This is a genomic window from Acidovorax sp. 100 (assembly GCF_003688355.1).
In the GTDB taxonomy this organism is placed as follows: Bacteria; Pseudomonadota; Gammaproteobacteria; order Burkholderiales; family Burkholderiaceae_C; genus Acidovorax; species Acidovorax delafieldii.
On record NZ_REFD01000001.1, the window covers coordinates 2109726 to 2126595 of the forward strand.

Here is a 16870-nt window from a genome sequence, read left to right on the forward strand (position 1 = left end):
TCCGGGGTACAGTCGCAGCCCATGACAGAGCGCCCCTATACCGACGTTGCCGTGATCATGCGGCGCGAGCACATCGACAACCGCTGGCAGCCCTGGCGGTGGTCGCTGGCCGAGGTGGTGATCCACGAGCCCGCCTTTGGGACCGAACCCCGCCCGCTGATCCAGGACGAGCGCGAGCAGCGCTGGCTGTTCCCGGGCTTTCGCGTGGAGCTGTTCCGCGACGACGCCGAGGGTTATCACCTGAACCTCACTTCGCCCGCGCCCTGCTGGTTTGTGATGTGGCGCCAGGATGAAGACACCGGCGCGGGCGAGGTCCCCATGGCCCGCCCGGTGGCGGTGAGCCTGAGCTACCACGACGCTGGCCGCTGGCTGGACGCACAGGAAACCGTGGAGCAAGTGCCCGCCGATGCCGAGGTGGTGGAGGCACTGCGCGCCTTTGTGGCCGAGCATTACCAGCCTGAGCCCAAGCGCCGCAAGCGCCCCGAGAGCTTTCGCACGCTGCAGGACCGCTTTGGCAACCCTGCGTCCGTGTCCACCGACAAGCCGCGTGGCGGCGGTGGTGGTGGTGGTGGTGGTGGTGGTGGTGGTGGTGGCGGCCATGCGGGAGGCGCGCGAGGAGGTGGCGACCATGGCTGACGGATTCCTCGGCCGCTGGTCGCGGCGCAAGCAGGATGTGCTGGCAGGCAAGCCCGTGCAGGACCCGCCGCCGCCTGCCCCCCAGGTGGCAACCCCCGCGCCGGTGGCCGCTGTGGCAGCGCCCGTCGCACCTGCAGCCCCTGCTGTCCCTGCCCCGGAGGCGCCACCGCCGCCCACGTTGGCGGATGCTGAGGCACTCACGCCCGCGTCCGACTTCAAACCGTTTTTGGCCCGTGCCGTGTCGCCTGAGGTGCGCAATCTGGCCATGAAAAAGCTGTTTACCGACCCGCACTTCAATGTGATGGACGGCCTGGACATCTACATCGGCGACTACACCCAGCCCGACCCGCTGCCTGCAGGCATGCTGCGCAAGATGGCCAGTGCGCATGCACTGGGCTTTTTTGACCACGAGAAGAAGGCCGCGACCGCTGCGCAGGGTTTGCCAGGTGATGCTGCGCCGGACGCGGCCCCTGCGGCCGCAATATCCCCGCCGGGCAGTCAGCCTCGGGATGATGCGGAGGCGCAAAGCCCCGCAGACGTGGCACAGTCCCAGGTATGCAACGCTGTTCCTAGCGTTCCCTCTAGCGAGCCTGAGGTGGCCCCACGCTCTGCCCAGGATGCGGTGGTCACGCCAGCCAGCCATACCCACAATGACCACGACGCTCATCTGCGATTGCAACCAGACGATGCCCCTCAACGCCAAGGCGTTGGGCGAGGCACTGCATGAAGACCTGACCCTTCACTCCACCCTGTGCCGGCGCGACGCGGGGGCGTTCCAAAAGGCCATCCAGTCCGGGCAGGACGTGGTGGTGGCCTGCACCCAGGAGCAGCGCCTGTTTGGCGACCTGGGCCAGCAGACCGAGGGCGCGGTGTCGCCCATCCGGTTTGTGAACATCCGCGAAACCGGGGGCTGGAGCCGCGATGCCGCCAAGGCCAGCCCCAAGATCGCCGCTCTGCTGGCGGCCGCCCGGCTGCCCGACCCTCCGCCCGTACCCACGGTCACCTACAAAAGCACGGGCCGCTTGCTGATCATCGGACCGCTCGACCAGGCCGAGCAGGCGGCTTCCCTGGTGTCGGATGTGCTGGATGTGACGCTGTTCACCCAAGGCCCTGGCAATGCCGGTGGCGCGCAGGCGCGGCGCTATCCGGTGCTGGGTGGTCGCATCACGGGCCTCACCGGCTGGCTGGGTGCGTTTGAGCTGCAATGGGCGGCCGACAACCCCATCGACCTGGACCTGTGCACGCGCTGCAACGCCTGCGTGGCGGCCTGTCCTGAAAACGCGATTGGCCTGGATTACCAGATCGACCTGACCGCCTGCCAGTCGCACCGCGCCTGCGTGAAGGTGTGCCAGGTGGCGGGCGCCATCGACTTCACCCGAGATGCCACGGCGCAGACCGAGCGTTTTGACCTGGTGCTGGACCTGCGTTCATCCACTGCCACGCCCACCTTCCTGCAGCACGCGCTGCCGCAGGGTTACCTGCGCTGGGACGGGCGGGACCTGGGCACGCTGCTCAAGCTGCGCGAGCTGGTGGGCGAGTTCGAGAAACCCAAGTTTTTTGTCTACAAACAAAAGCTCTGCGCCCACAGCCGCAACGAAACCGTGGGCTGCAATGCCTGCGTGGACATTTGCTCGGCCGAGGCCATCAGCAGCGACAAGGGCCGCCAGCAAATCAAGGTGAACCCCAACCTGTGTGTGGGCTGTGGCGCCTGCACCACCGTGTGCCCCACGGGCGCACTGACCTATGCCTACCCCAGTGCGACGGAGCAGGGCACCGAGCTCAAGACGCTGCTGTCTACCTACACCGCCGCCGGCGGCAAGGATGCGGTATTGCTGCTGCACAGCCAGGAGCGCGGCCAGGCGCTGGTGGAAGAACTGGGCCGTGCTGCTCAGCTGAAGCTGGCGCACGGCGTGCCTGCCAACGTGATCCCGGTGGCGCTGTGGCACACGGCGAGCACGGGGGTGGACCTGTGGCTGAGTGCCATGGCCTATGGTGCGTCGCAGGTGGTGGTGTTGAGTACCGATGAAGAAGCCCCGCAGTACCTTGAAGGCCTGCAGGCGCAAATGGACGTGGCGCAGGCCATCCTGCGCGGCCTGGGCTACACCGGCACCCATGTGCAGTTGCTGCATGCCAACCACCCCACCGCGCTGGATGCTGCACTGCAGACCCTGGGCCAGACGCGCCAGAAGACCCCGGCCGTGGCTGCACGCTTTGCGGTGGCCCAAGAGAAGCGCAGCACGCTGGAGATGGCACTCGACCACCTGATCGAGCAGGCCCCGATGCCCGTAGACGAGCGGCCTGCGGCCATTGCTCTGCCTGCCGTGGGGTCGCCGCTGGGCACGATCGAAGTCAACAAAGATCGCTGCACCCTGTGCCTGAGCTGCGTGAGCGCCTGCCCCGCCAGTGCGCTGCAGGACAACCCGCAGATGCCGCAGCTGCGCTTCATCGAAAAGAACTGCGTGCAGTGTGGCCTGTGCGCCACCACCTGCCCCGAAGACGCCATCACCCTGCAGCCGCGCCTGCTGCTCACGCCCGAGCGTGCACAGCTGCGTGTGCTCAACGAGGCCAAGCCCTGGGCCTGTGTGCGCTGCAGCAAACCCTTTGGCACGGTGAAAGCTATCGAGGCCATGCTGGGCAAACTGTCGGGCCACCCCATGTTCCAGGGCGAGGCGCTGGAGCGGCTGAAGATGTGCAGTGACTGCCGCGTGATTGACTTGTATTCCGCACAAAACGAGACGAAAGTGACTGACCTGTGAGCGCTCCATCCACCTTGACCCCCCTGGGCGGCAGCTCTGCGCTAGATGAAGAAACCGCCCGCGCCGAGCTGTATGGCTTGTTGTCGCAGCTGTACTACGCAGCGCCCGGCCCGGAGCTGCTGTCGGCCTTGCGGGTGGCAGTGACGGAGGCGCCTGCCGATGGCGGCTTTTTGCAGGAGCCCTGGCAGCAACTGGTGGCGGCGTCGCGTGCGCTCAGCGATGCTGCCATTGCGCAAGAGTTTGACCGGCTCTTCGGTGGTGTGGGCAAGCCCGAGGTGTTTTTGTATGGCTCGCACTACCTCAGCGGGTTTCTCAACGAGAAGCCGCTGGCGCGTCTGCGTACCGATCTGCAGCAGCTGGGCCTGGCGCGGGACGAGACCATGCCCGAGACCGAGGACCATGTGGCCTACCTGCTGGAGGTCATGCGCTACCTGATCGCTGGAGACGATGTAGCTGTCTGCAACCTGACATCGCAGCGTGAATTTTTTTCAACGCATCTGCAGCCCTGGGTTCTTCAGCTCTGCGATGCCTTGGCCGCACAGCCGCAAGCACGGTTTTATGCGGCTGTGGCGCACTTCACGCGGGCCTTTGTGTCGGTGGAGACCCAGGGCTTCGACATGTTGGATTGATCCCTCCAGATGCTCGTAAACCCTCGATATGCCGCTACAAAAGATGAGTGTGTTACTGGGAGTTGTAAAGCCCGATGGCGGGTTTTTACACACTGACATAGACTGTATGAATTCCGTTTCATAGCTGCCAGCCTTTCTGGAGACAAGCATGCAGAACAGCCAGCCAAATTCCTCCCGCCGGAGCTTCTTTTCCGGCGCCGCCACCGTAGGGGCTGCCGCAGCAGCCGTGGTGGCACTCCCCCATGTCGCGCCGTCCGATGCCGTGGTGTCCGAGCCCGCGCGCGTCGCACCCGAAAAGGGCGGTGGCTACCACCTGTCTGCCCGCGTGAAGCAGTACTACAAGACCACCCAACTTTGACATCGGGGCACGCCATGTTGCTAACCAAGAAGTCTTCCCATTCTGTGCAGGGCAACGGCTCTGCATCGCCTTTTGTGCACAGCCTGCGCCGTGGCCTGTCGCAGGCCCTGCCCACCATGGACCGTCGCTCGTTCCTGCGCCGCTCTGGCCTGGGAGTGGGCGTGGGCATCGCGGCCTCGCAGCTCACGCTGGTCAAGAAATCCAACGCTGCCGAAGGTGCCAAGGTCGGCATCGGCGACAGCAAGATCGAAGTGCGCCGTACGGTGTGCACCCACTGCTCGGTGGGCTGCGCAGTCGATGCCGTGGTCGAGAACGGCGTGTGGGTGCGCCAGGAGGCGGTGTTCGACTCGCCCATCAACCTGGGTGCCCACTGCGCCAAGGGCGCTGCCCTGCGCGAACACGGCCATGGCGAGTACCGCCTGCGTTATCCCATGAAGCTGGTCAACGGCAAATACGAGCGCATCAGCTGGGACACGGCCCTGAACGAAATCACGGCCAAGATGCAGGAGCTGCGCAAGGCCAGCGGTCCTGACAGCGTGTACTTTGTGGGTTCGTCCAAGCACAACAACGAGCAGGCCTACCTGCTGCGCAAGTTCGTGAGCTTCTGGGGTACCAACAACTGCGATCACCAGGCGCGTATCTGCCACTCCACCACGGTGGCGGGGGTGGCCAATACATGGGGCTACGGCGCCATGACCAATTCGTACAACGACATGCAAAACAGCAAGGTCGCTCTGTACATCGGCTCCAACGCGGCCGAAGCGCATCCGGTGTCCATGTTGCACATGCTGCACGCCAAGGAAACCGGCTGCAAGATGATCGTGGTGGACCCGCGCTTCACCCGCACGGCCGCCAAGGCGGACGAGTACGTGCGCATCCGCTCCGGTACCGATATTCCCTTCCTGTTTGGTGTGCTGCACCACATCTTCAAGAACGGCTGGGAAGACAAGAAGTACATCAACGACCGTGTCTATGGCATGGACAAGGTGCGCGACGAAGTGCTGGCCAAGTGGACGCCTGACAAGGTGGAAGAGGCTTGTGGCGTCAAGGAAGACCAGGTTTTCAAGGTCGCCAAGATGCTGCACGAGAACAACCCTGGCACCATCGTGTGGTGCATGGGCCAGACGCAGCACACCATCGGCAATGCCATCGTGCGTGCATCGTGCATCTTGCAGTTGGCTTTGGGCAACGTGGGCAAGAGCGGTGGCGGCACCAATATCTTCCGCGGCCACGACAACGTGCAGGGCGCAACCGACGTGGGTCCCAACCCAGACTCGCTGCCTGGCTACTACGGCCTGGCCGAAGGCTCGTGGAAGCACTTCGCCGCTGTGTGGGGAGTGGACTTCGAGTGGATCAAGAAGCAGTATGCGTCGCCCGCGATGATGACCAAGAACGGCATCACCGTGTCGCGCTGGATTGACGGTGTGCTGGAGAACAACGAGCTGATCGACCAGGACTCCAATCTGCGCGGCGTGTTCTTCTGGGGCCATGCGCCCAACTCGCAGACCCGTGGTCTGGAGATGAAGCGCGCCATGGACAAGCTGGACCTGCTGGTGGTGGTGGACCCTTATCCATCGGCCACCGCCGCGATGGCTGCCATGCCAGGCAAGGCCGAAGATTTGAACCCCAACCGTGCGGTGTATCTGCTGCCCGCCGCCACGCAGTTCGAGACCAGTGGTTCGTGCACGGCATCCAACCGGTCGCTGCAGTGGCGCGAAAAAGTGATCGAGCCGCTGTGGGAGAGCCGCTCCGATCACATGATCATGCACCAGTTCGCCGAAAAGCTGGGCTTTGCCGCCGAGCTCTCCAAGAACTACAAGATGCAGAAGGTCAAGGGCATGGACGAGCCCGTGCCCGAGGACATCCTGCGCGAGATCAACAAGTCGGTCTGGACCATTGGCTACACCGGCCAGAGCCCTGAGCGCCTGAAGGCCCACATGAAGAACATGCACCTGTTCGATGTGAAGACCCTAAAGGCCAAGGGCGGCAAGGACAAGGAGACTGGTTACGACTTTGGCGGCGACTATTTTGGCCTGCCATGGCCCTGCTATGGCACGCCGGAGCTCAAGCACCCAGGCTCGCCCAATCTGTACGACACCTCCAAGCATGTGATGGAAGGCGGCGGCAACTTCCGCGCCAACTTCGGCGTGGAAAAGGATGGCGTCAACCTGCTGGCAGAGGACGGCTCCCATTCGGTGGGCAGCGAGATCACCACGGGCTACCCCGAGTTCGACCACGTGCTGCTCAAGAAGCTGGGCTGGTGGGACGATCTGAGCGATGCCGAAAAGGCCAAGGCCGAGGGTAAGAACTGGAAGACCGACCCCACGGGCGCGATCATCCGGGTGGCCCTCAAGCACGGTTGCCATCCATTCGGCAATGCCAAGGCGCGCGCTGTGGTGTGGAACTTCCCTGACGCCATTCCGCAGCACCGTGAGCCTCTGTATGGCACACGTCCCGACCTCATGGCCAAGTATCCGACCCACGACGACAAGAAGGCCTTCTGGCGCCTGCCTACCCTGTACAAGAGCGTGCAGGAGAAAAACGTGGCCGACAAGGTGCACGAGAAATTCCCGCTCATCATGAGCTCGGGCCGTCTCGTGGAGTACGAAGGCGGCGGCGAGGAAACCCGCTCCAACCCCTGGCTGGCGGAGCTGCAGCAGGAGTCGTTCGTCGAGATCAATCCCAAGACGGCCGCCGACCGGGGCATCCGCAACGGCGAGCGCGTATGGCTCAGTTCTCCCACCGGTGCCCGCATCAACGTGCAAGCACTCGTCACCGAGCGCGTGGCACCCGATACCGTGTGGATGCCGTTCCACTTCTCGGGCCGCTGGCAAGGGGCGGACATGCTGGCGTATTACCCCAAGGGTGCGGCACCTGTGGTGCGCGGTGAAGCCGTGAACACGGCCACCACCTATGGCTACGACAGCGTGACCATGATGCAAGAAACCAAGACCACGATCTGCAACGTGGAACGCGCCTGATCGCGCCACGCAAGGAGACACACATGGCACGAATGAAATTCATCTGTGACGCAGAGCGCTGCATCGAATGCAACGGCTGCGTGACCGCCTGCAAGAACGAACACGAAGTACCCTGGGGCGTGAACCGCCGCCGCGTGGTAACCCTGAACGATGGTGTGCCGGGCGAAAAGTCCATCTCGGTGGCCTGCATGCACTGCAGCGACGCACCCTGCATGGCGGTCTGCCCTGTCAACTGCTTCTATCGCACCGAAGAGGGTGTGGTGCTGCACGACAAGGACGTGTGCATTGGCTGCGGCTACTGCAGTTATGCCTGCCCGTTTGGCGCGCCGCAGTTCCCATCGTCCGGCACCTTTGGTGTGCGCGGCAAGATGGACAAGTGCACCTTCTGCGCCGGTGGTCCTGAAACCCATGGCAGCCAGGCCGAGTTTGAAAAATACGGCCGCAATCGCCTGGCCGAAGGCAAGCTGCCCGCCTGTGCAGAAATGTGTTCTACCAAAGCCCTGCTGGCCGGTGACGGCGATGTGGTGGCGGATATCTTCCGCAACCGCGTGGTGCAGCGTGGCAAGGGCGCCGAAGTGTGGGGCTGGGGCACGGCCTACGGCTCACAACAGGCAGGTCAGCCTGCAGGAGGCAAGTCATGATGCAGCGCACCATACACATGACCTTGGCCGCTGCGGTGGCCGCCCTGGCATTGACGGGCTGCGGCGAGAAACCGCAGACCGGCGCGGGCATTCGCAGCGATGCTCCGTCTTACGCCGGCACCGGCAGCAACTTCACGCAGCCTGGCTGGAAAGCCGGCGACAAAACCAGCTGGGAAGCGCAGTTGAAAGCGCGCCAGCAGTACGGCCAGAACGAATACACCCGCACCCAGGCGAAGTGAGGTCCACCATGAAATACATCGTGTGGTCCATGGCCTTGGCGGCCAGCCTGGCCTGTGGGCTGGCTGGCGCCCAGACGCCGCCTGCTGCGCCCGACGCATCTGCGGCAGCTCCTGCAGCCACGGCTGCACCGGCTGCGGTGGGGGGTGTACAAAGCCAGAATATCTTTCAGGTCAAACCCGACGCCAGCGCTGATCCCAAATACGCGGAACAGACCAATGGCGAGCGCATGAAGGTGCAGCCCGGCAACAACGCGCCCATGTGGCGCCAGGTGGGGCAGGGCGTGACAGGCTACAGCAGCTTGCCTGTGACCCAGGCGCCCGAGGCGGGCAACCTGATCCAGCGCTTTGTGCAGTACCCCGGCTCGCGCTACACCAATGCGGGCGAGGCGTGGCGGCAAGTGCGCAACCACTGGATCATCCCCTACGGTGCGGCGCTGTTTGCCATCGTGTTGCTGGCTTTGGGCATCTTCTACTTTGTGAAAGGCCCGCTGGGGCATGAGCATCCCGACGGCACCGGCCCCCGCCGTATCGAGCGTTTCACCCCGTTCGAGCGCGCGGCCCACTGGGCCAATGCGTTTGCATTCATCGCGCTGGCCATCTCCGGCATCGTGATGGCGTTTGGCAAGTTCTTCCTGTTGCCCATCCTGGGGACCACGCTGTTTGGCTGGTTGACCTATGCGCTCAAGAACGTTCACAACTTTGTGGGTCCGTTGTTTGCCGTGTCGCTGCTGGTGATCATTCTTACGTTCATCAAGGACAACATCGCCAACCGCGCTGACTTTGTCTGGTTGGCCAAGGGCGGTGGCATGCTGGGCAAGGGCAATCACGAGGTGCCCTCACACCGCTTCAATGCGGGCGAGAAAGGCCTGTTCTGGTGGGGCATCACCATCCCCGGCATCGTTGTGGTGGCCACTGGCCTGGTGCTCGACAAACTCATCCCCGGCTTTGGCGACGTGCGTGGCGACATGCAGATCGCCCACATGATCCATGCCACTCTGGCCATCTGGATGATGGCGCTGATCTGTGGTCATATCTACATGGGCACAGTGGGCATGAAGGGTGCCTACAAGGCCATGCGCACCGGCTATGTGAGCGAGGGCTGGGCCAAGGAACACCATGAGCTGTGGTACGACGATGTGCAGGCCGGCAAGATCCCGCGCCAGCGCAGCGCCAGCCAGTCAGCGACCGACGTAACAGCATCTGCGGGCCAGCAGCCCGCCCAGGTATGAGGGTCCACTCCATGACGAGATCAAGCATCCGCACCTCTTTGCTGGCGCTGTGCGCGGCAGCCGCATGCACTGTGGCATCCGCCAAGCTGCCGGCCCCGTCCCCCGAGGCGGCCGCCAAGGCCGCCGAAGCGGCAGCCAAGGCTGCATGGGCTGGCAAGGTGGACAACTACAAGTTGTGCCTGTCGCAAGACAAGGTGGCCGCGCACTACCGCAAGACCACGCCTTCGGCCAAGCCCGCGGCTGCTACTGGTGCTGCTTGCACGGACCCTGGTCCCTTCGCCTACACGCCGCCAGCGGCTAAGCCTGCAGAGGCTGCTGGTGCACACTCGCCACCTGGCACAGCCAGCAGCCCTCCCAGCACGCAGGTACCTGCCGCTGCAGCTGCACCGGCCTCCAAGTCCTGACACGCGCCCTGCCGCGCTGGGCTCGAAGCCGCGTTCCCTGGTGGGGCGCGGCTTTTTTTCTGGGCGCGATGTGCCAAGTGCATCGCCGAGCCAGCACTCGCAGAGCGATACGGCACCAGCCTGCCCCCTGGGTGCAGTGGACCGGGCCACGCAGCGGTTCATTCCCGTGCGCTAACCGCTGTAGCACCACACTGCGTATATTTGCCCCATGAGTTCCAGTTCTTTGTCCACTCCTTCCGTTTTGTCCTCGCCCTCTCTGCCGCGCCTGACGCAGGCCCACGCCCCGCTGACCCATGCAGTGGAGGTCGTCAACGAACTGGGCGCACGGGAGCAGGTACAGATCCCCGCCGAGCGTCCGCTCACGATCTACGTGGACAAGCGCGAGCTCGTGACGCTGATGACACTGGGCGCGCAACCAGAGCTGCTGGTGCTGGGTTATCTGCGCAACCAGCGGCTGGTCGAATCGGTGTTCGACATCGAATCGATCACGGTCGATTGGGAGGTCCACGCCGCCGCTGTGCGCACGCGCCATGGCATTGCACGGATCGAAGAGCGCACGGCCAGCAAGGTCGTCACCACGGGCTGCGGACAGGGCAGCGTGTTTGGCGGGCTCATGGACGAAGTGGACCGCATCCAGTTGCCCGACGCCCGCCTGACCCAGGGCCAGCTGTACGGCATCGTCAACGCGATTCGCCTCAAGGAGACCACCTACAAGTCGTCCGGTTCGGTGCACGGCTGTGCCCTGTTCAAAGGGGAGGACTTGCTGATTTTTGTGGAAGACGTCGGCCGCCACAATGCGATCGACACCATCGCCGGCTGGATGTGGATGAATCCTGAGACGTGCTCATCCAGCGACTGTGCAGGAGACCCCGTAACCTCTCCCATGTCGGGGGCAGACAAGGTGTTCTACACCACCGGCCGCCTCACCAGCGAGATGGTCATCAAGTCCGCGCAGATGGGGGTGCCCATTGTGGTGTCTCGCAGCGGCATGACCCAAATGGGCCATGCCGTGGCCCAGCAGCTGGGCCTGTGCGCCATCGGGCGCGCCACCAACCGCCGGTTTGTGTGCTACAGCGGTACGCACCGGCTGGTACTGCAGCCAGAACTGGCCCAGGCACCCGTAGTGCCCCCCGCCCGGGCTGATGGTGAAGTGTGAGGCTGCAGCGCTCAATGGTTAGCGCCCGCGCAGACGGGGTGGTGCTAGGGCTGTTGCCGCTCAATAGTCTTTGAGTCGGCCACCGCAGCGGCGTCGAGCACCTTCGGCCCGCCTTGGCCTGCGGCCCATGCAAGGGCATGGAGCGAGACGAAAAAAAGCCGGCTGCAGCGAGCCGGCTTTTTTCATGAGCCACAGGGCTCAATAGCGGCCGCCGCCGTAGCCGCCCGTGCCATAGCCAACGTCCGAGCGTTTGCTCGCACTGTAGCCATTGGCGCTGTAGCCCCCTGCGCCGCCACCTTCTTCACGGGGGCGGGCCAGATTCACCACAATCGAGCGCCCATCGACGGACATGCCGTGCAGCGCGCTGATGGCGGCTTGGGCCACTTCGGCCGACGCCATTTCAACAAAGCCGAAGCCCTTGGAACGACCGGTTTCGCGGTCCATCATGACCTTGGCGGAGGACACACTGCCGAACTCGGCAAAGTTGCTTTGCAGGCTGGAATCGGTCACGGAATAGGGCAGGTTGCCCACGTAGATCTTGGTGCTCATGGAAGAGCCTTTCTGAAGGATGGCACGCAACGAAGGGCGCACCGTTGGGGTACAGCACTGTGAGCGGGAGCCCACGGCAACTGGGATGAGGAAATGGAGCCTGCGGTCAGCAGAGCTTCAGCACACAGGGGGATGGGACATGCACGCTTGCAGCCAGCCCTGGGTGACGGCAAAGAGCCTGGCAGCTTCGCGCGATGCAAAGGCTTTGTCAAAACGGAACACTCGGCAGTAGCTGCCGTTGCCACTTGAACGATGGACCGAGAAGGAGGCGCGGAAGCGGCCGCAGTCGGTCGGGTGTGTCGCGGGCGAAACGACGTATTGGCCCATGGAAATGGCGTTGTTTGAAATCTGGTGCATTCGGGAACGCAGGCCAGCATCGACCTGCGTGAGCATCGAGGGACTCGGTGGGCTGCAGCTCTTCAGACCCACTGGGCGACAAGGTCGCAAAAGGCAGCCTGCCGTGGCGCGGTAGACCGCTGGGAGGCAGGCGTTGCGGTGACTGCTGGCGTCAAAAGCCGTGACTGCAACAAAGCTGAGTATATGCGATTGGTTATTTAATTTTTATTTAATATTATTTTCCGTTTTAAAAAAGACGGTGCCAGTCCTTCGATTCCTCCTACGAAGGCCGAGGGGCGCTGGCGCAATAGCGAGCTCGTCCACCGCTCTCCGTCGTCTTTTGGTCCGTTCCCGCAGCCTCTTGCGTCCTGCCTTCGACGGATTCCGCGGCCACAGAAGGCGTCACCCCGCGATGGCATGATGCGCGCATGAAAGACCTGAACGCCAGCAGTAGCACCTGGGCCGACACGTTGCCCAGCCAGTGGGGACCAGAACTGGCCCACACGGAAATTGAAGTTCCTTTGAGCCGGTCGCCGCAAGACCTGCCCACATCGTCTGCCATCAGGGCCGTTTCCGCCACGGAGCGCCTTTCACTGTGGGGCTGGATGCGCGAAGGACTGCGCGCTGCACTGTTTCTGGCTCCGCGTACAGGGGCTGCGGCACCCACGCCCTGGCAGTTGCTGGTGTTGTCGTTGATCAGCGGCGCGTTGCTGTTGGGCGCTGCACGGTTACAGGTCGTAGGCCCGGCCCAGTTCAGCATGCGTGGCTGGCTCACCCCCATGTGGAGCAGCCTGGTGCTGCTGTGGCTGGCTTGGTGGGCCATGGCGCCAGCACAGCGTGCTCCTACCCCTGCGCCCGAGCGGGGTGTGCCCGGCCCTTCGGGCGGGCTGGCCGCGTGGTATGTGCTGTCGGCGTGGGCGCCCTTGGCCCCTTTGCTGGTGCTCTATGTCCTGATGGGATTGGCGGTTCACCAACCTGCGCTGTGGAATGGGACGGTGGCAAGCATCCTTTTCTGGGTGGCCTACGGCGTGCTCACGGTATGGGTGCTGGCCACGTTGGTGGTGGTGAGTGCCCGCTTCATCCGATCGCGGGTGCGCACTGCGGTCTTTGGCGTGGCGATGGCTGTGGTGGTCGGGGTGGGCATGTGGCAGTTTCAGGACCAGCCCTGGGAGGAAGACGCCCTGGCGGTGGCCGATGCGTCGGCCGCGTCCGCCGACGGAGCACAGCCTCCAGAGCCTGCGCAACTAGCGCTATCGCAAGGCCTTTTTGAGAACCAGCAGCTGCTGTGGCAACAGCAGGTGGATGCTTTGTTGCCTCAGCGTCCCGGCGTTGTGGATGTCTATGGGTTGGTGTTCGCGCCCTATGCGGATGAAAACGTGTTCCGCCGCGAAAGCACGATGGTCAACACGCTGCTGCAGGAGCGGTTTGACGCCCAGGGCCGGGTTCTGCACCTGCTCAACCATGCTGAAACTGCCGAGACCCACCCCTGGGCGACGCCCGAGAATCTGCAACGCGCCATTGCCGCGCTGGCCGCGCGCATGGATCGCGAGCATGATGTGCTGGTGATTTACATGACCTCGCATGGCGCACGCAACCATGAACTGGCCGCCGCACACTGGCCGCTGCAGGTGCCCCCGGTGACGCCGGAGATGCTGCGCGCAGCGCTGGACGAATCGGGCATCCGCAACCGCGTGATCGCAGTGTCTGCCTGCTTTTCGGGAGGCTGGATCGAACCGCTGGCTACCGACAGCACCCTGATCATGACGGCGGCCGATGCCACCCACACCTCGTATGGCTGCGGCAGGCTGTCTGAGCTGACCTTCTTCGGCCGCGCGGTGTTTCATGAACAACTGCGCCAGACCCATTCCTTCACCGAGGCCTTTGCCAAGGCTGTGCCGCTGATTCAGCAGCGTGAGGTCGAGGCCGGCAAGGCCGACGGCTTTTCGAACCCGCAGATCCGCGTGGGCCAACAGATCGCCCCGGTGTTGCAGGCGCTGGAACAGCGGCTGCAGACGGAGGCACCAAATGCCGCCAGCGCAGCCCCGGCGCTGGCGGCCGAAGCGCCGAGTCCGGTGCCGGCGACAGCTGCGGCGACCGACACCGCCACAGCGCCACCCCCACGGCCCTGATGGGTTGAACACGTTCTAACACCCCACGGCCCGCCAGCCCGTTCGCTTTGCGCTAAGGTCTGCCCATGAACCTGTCTTTCCTGCGCCTTGGCTGGCGCACCCTGGCCCGGGACCTGCGCGCGGGCGAGTTGCGCCTGTTGATTGTGGCGGTCACCCTGGCAGTGGCCGCGCTCACATCTGTGGGTTTTTTTGCCGATCGCCTGCAAGGCGGACTGCAGCGCGATGCCCTGCAGCTGCTGGGGGGGGATGCAGTCGTGGCCAGCGACAACCCAACGCCCGCTACATTCGTGGAGCGCGCCAAGGCGCTGGGGTTGCAATCGGTGACCACGCTGGGCTTTCCGACCATGGGCCGCGCGAGCGATGCGCAGGGCGGCGCCAGCAAGCTGGTGGCACTCAAGAGCGTGCAGCAGGGTTACCCGCTGCGCGGCAGCCTCACGGTGGCGGATGCCCCCGGCGCGCTGGAGCAGCCGACGCGTGACATCCCGGCGCCCGGCGAGGTGTGGGTGGACGCGCCACTGCTCGAATCGCTCAACCTCGCCATGGGCGACAAGCTGTTGCTGGGCGATGCGCAACTGCGCATCGCGCGCATCATCGTCATCGAGCCTGACCGGGGGGCGGGCTTCATGAGCTTTGCACCACGTGTGATGGTGAACGAACGCGACCTGCCCGCCACGGGGCTTGTGCAGCCTGCCAGCCGCCTGACCTACCGCTTTGCCGTGGTCGGCCCGGCGTCGGCCATCAAGGCGTTCAACGATTGGGCGGTGGTCGAGGCCAAGAAGCCCGAAGTGCATGGCGTGCGCGTGGAGTCGCTGGAAAGCGGCCGCCCCGAGATGCGCCAGACGCTGGACCGCGCGCAGAAATTCCTGAGCCTGGTAGCGCTGCTGGCTGCACTGTTGTCTGCCGTGGCCGTGGCGCTGGCGGCGCGCGGGTTTGCGGCGGAGCACCTCGACGCTTCGGCCATGCTGCGTGTGCTGGGGCAGAGCCAGCGCACCATTGCTGGGGCCTACACCACGGAGTTCGCGCTGATCGGCCTGTTTGCCAGCTCCTTGGGAGTGGCGCTGGGCTATGTGGTGCACTACGCGTTTGTGCTGCTGCTGGCGGGATTGGTGGAATCGGCCTTGCCTTCGCCCAGTCTGTGGCCGGTGGTGTTTGGCCTGGGCATGGGGCTCACGCTGCTGTTTGCGTTTGGCTTGCCGCCGGTGCTGCAGCTGGCGCAGGTGCCGCCATTGCGGGTGATACGGCGTGATGTGGGGGGGCTCAAGCCTGCATCGCTGGCAGTGCTGGGTATCGGCATTGCGGGCTTCGCTGCGCTGTTGCTGGCCGTCAGCAGCGACATCAAGCTGGGTCTGATTGCCGTGGGTGGTTTTGCCGGCGCCGTGGCGCTGTTTGCAGGCCTGTCATGGGTGGCGGTCAAGCTTCTGCGCAAGAGCGTGAACGAAAGCACAGCCCCGCGCTGGCTCGTGCTGGCCACGCGGCAGATTTCTGCGCGCCCGGCCTATGCCGTGGTCCAGGTCAGCAGCCTGGCGGTGGGTCTGCTGGCCCTGGTGCTGCTGGTGCTGCTGCGCACCGACCTCATCAGCAGCTGGCGCAAGGCGACCCCGCCCGATGCCCCCAACCGTTTTGTCATCAACGTGATGCCTGACCAGTCGGAGGCCTTTCAGCAGACGCTCAAGGACAGCGGAGTGGGTCGCTACGACTGGTACCCCATGATCCGCGGCCGGCTGGTGGCCGTGAACGGCAAGCCAGTGGGCCCCGACAACTACACCGACGACCGCGCCAAGCGCCTGGTGGACCGGGAATTCAACCTGTCCAACGCTGTGGAGGCACCGCCCCACAACCAGGTGGTAGCAGGACGCTGGACGCCCGGCGAGGAGGGCGCCATCAGCGTGGAAGAAGGTATCGCCCAGACGCTGGGCCTGCAGCTGGGTGACCGTTTGCAATTCGATATGGGCGGCGTGCAGGACGAGGCCCGCATCACCAGCCTGCGCAAGGTGGACTGGGGCTCCATGCGTGCCAACTTCTTTGTGATGTACCCGGTGGCCGAGGTCAAGGATGTCCCGGTCACCTACCTGGCCGCCTACCGCGCTCCAGAAACCCACGGTTTCGACAACGCGCTGGTGCGCCAGTTTCCCAACATCACCAACGTGGACATGGGCGCCACCATTGCCCAGGTGCAGCGGGTGCTGGAGCAGGTGATCCGGGCGGTGGAGTTCTTGTTTGCCTTCACGCTCGCAGCTGGGCTGGTGGTGCTGTTTGCCGCCGTCACGGCCACCCGCGAAGAGCGCGCACGCGAGTACGCCATCATGCGTGCCGTGGGGGCCCGTGCCAGCCTGCTGCGCCAGGTGCAGCGGGCCGAGCTGGTGGGTGTGGGCCTGCTGGCGGGCTTTCTGGCCAGCGCGGTGGCGGTGGGCGTGGGCTGGGCATTGGCGCGTTATGTGTTTGACTTCACCTGGACCGCCGCCCCCTGGGTGCCGCTGGCCGGTGCGCTCGCGGGCGCGGTGCTGGCGCTGGCCGCAGGCTGGTGGGGTTTGCGCGAGGTGCTGCTGCGCCCGGTGGTGGACACGCTCAGGCGGTCTGCCGAGTAACTGGACAGCAGCAGACGCACTGCACTGCGTCCGGAAAGGGTGAGAGTCCGCACGAGCGCCCTCTGCCTTTGGCCGGTGCCAAGCGCTTTCCGAGGGCGTTTGTTGTGGCAGCTGCGGGACATTGTTCGCCCCGCGATGCAACGACCGCACGCGGCGCAAGGGGTTGCGGCCATCGGCATCGCCGGCCCAGAGTTTGAATAAAAACAGACGATAGCGCCGAATTCATATGCGCTGATAGCTAT

The 16870-nt window shown here is 64.6% G+C and carries 15 protein-coding genes; 13 read left to right on the forward strand and 2 right to left on the reverse strand.

Annotation, left to right across the window (positions count from 1 at the left end):
* Positions 1-21 precede the first annotated feature (21 nt).
* From C8C96_RS09805 to C8C96_RS09855, 11 genes are all read left to right on the forward strand, one after another.
* Complete coding sequence (locus tag C8C96_RS09805; protein ID WP_121942190.1) at positions 22-636, forward strand: DUF3305 domain-containing protein; 615 nt, start codon at positions 22-24, stop codon at positions 634-636.
* Positions 629-1363 (forward strand): DUF3306 domain-containing protein, encoded by a 735-nt coding sequence (locus C8C96_RS09810; protein WP_121943953.1) that lies wholly within the window; start codon positions 629-631, stop codon positions 1361-1363. Before C8C96_RS09805 ends, C8C96_RS09810 begins: the two co-directional genes overlap by 8 nt.
* A complete protein-coding gene (locus C8C96_RS09815) occupies positions 1323-3392 on the forward strand; it encodes a 4Fe-4S binding protein (RefSeq protein ID WP_121942191.1) in 2070 nt (689 codons plus the stop codon). Before C8C96_RS09810 ends, C8C96_RS09815 begins: the two co-directional genes overlap by 41 nt.
* Entirely contained in the window at positions 3389-4021 is a 633-nt protein-coding gene (locus tag C8C96_RS09820) for a molecular chaperone (RefSeq protein ID WP_056058612.1), read from the forward strand. The genes C8C96_RS09815 and C8C96_RS09820 overlap by 4 nt, the downstream gene beginning before the upstream one ends.
* 148 nt (positions 4022-4169) lie before the next feature.
* Positions 4170-4379, forward strand: a complete 210-nt coding sequence (locus C8C96_RS09825; RefSeq protein WP_056058615.1) for a hypothetical protein — start codon at positions 4170-4172, stop codon at positions 4377-4379.
* A gap of 14 nt (positions 4380-4393) precedes the next feature.
* Entirely contained in the window at positions 4394-7360 is a 2967-nt protein-coding gene (locus C8C96_RS09830) for a formate dehydrogenase subunit alpha (protein WP_121942192.1), read from the forward strand.
* 23 nt (positions 7361-7383) lie between these two features.
* Positions 7384-8001 (forward strand): formate dehydrogenase FDH3 subunit beta, encoded by a 618-nt coding sequence (gene fdh3B / locus C8C96_RS09835; protein WP_055402827.1) that lies wholly within the window; start codon positions 7384-7386, stop codon positions 7999-8001.
* Positions 7998-8240: a hypothetical protein gene (locus C8C96_RS09840; protein WP_056058622.1), complete on the forward strand. Its 243-nt coding sequence runs from the start codon at positions 7998-8000 to the stop codon at positions 8238-8240. The genes fdh3B and C8C96_RS09840 overlap by 4 nt, the downstream gene beginning before the upstream one ends.
* 8 nt (positions 8241-8248) lie before the next feature.
* Positions 8249-9469: a formate dehydrogenase subunit gamma gene (locus C8C96_RS09845; protein WP_121942193.1), complete on the forward strand. Its 1221-nt coding sequence runs from the start codon at positions 8249-8251 to the stop codon at positions 9467-9469.
* A gap of 11 nt (positions 9470-9480) precedes the next feature.
* Positions 9481-9873 carry a hypothetical protein gene (locus C8C96_RS09850; protein WP_121942194.1) on the forward strand — a complete coding sequence of 131 codons (393 nt, stop codon included), beginning with the start codon at positions 9481-9483 and terminating at the stop codon, positions 9871-9873.
* Positions 9874-10081: 208 nt separating this feature from the next.
* Positions 10082-11029, forward strand: a complete 948-nt coding sequence (locus C8C96_RS09855) for a formate dehydrogenase accessory sulfurtransferase FdhD (RefSeq protein WP_121942195.1) — start codon at positions 10082-10084, stop codon at positions 11027-11029.
* 198 nt (positions 11030-11227) lie between these two features.
* On the opposite strand, the gene C8C96_RS09860 is transcribed toward C8C96_RS09855, so the two are convergent.
* Complete coding sequence (locus C8C96_RS09860; RefSeq protein WP_116747782.1) at positions 11228-11578, reverse strand: RNA-binding protein; 351 nt, start codon at positions 11576-11578, stop codon at positions 11228-11230.
* A gap of 117 nt (positions 11579-11695) precedes the next feature.
* Positions 11696-11935: a hypothetical protein gene (locus C8C96_RS09865; RefSeq protein WP_192420591.1), complete on the reverse strand. Its 240-nt coding sequence runs from the start codon at positions 11933-11935 to the stop codon at positions 11696-11698.
* 407 nt (positions 11936-12342) lie between these two features.
* Between C8C96_RS09865 and C8C96_RS09870 the strand changes: the two genes are divergently transcribed.
* Both C8C96_RS09870 and C8C96_RS09875 read left to right on the forward strand, forming a co-directional pair.
* Positions 12343-14043 carry a C13 family peptidase gene (locus C8C96_RS09870; protein ID WP_121942196.1) on the forward strand — a complete coding sequence of 567 codons (1701 nt, stop codon included), beginning with the start codon at positions 12343-12345 and terminating at the stop codon, positions 14041-14043.
* A 65-nt stretch (positions 14044-14108) separates the two neighbouring features.
* The gene (locus tag C8C96_RS09875; RefSeq protein WP_121942197.1) at positions 14109-16628 is read left to right on the forward strand and encodes an ABC transporter permease; all 2520 of its coding nucleotides are present in this window, start codon (positions 14109-14111) and stop codon (positions 16626-16628) included.
* Positions 16629-16870: the final 242 nt, after the last annotated feature.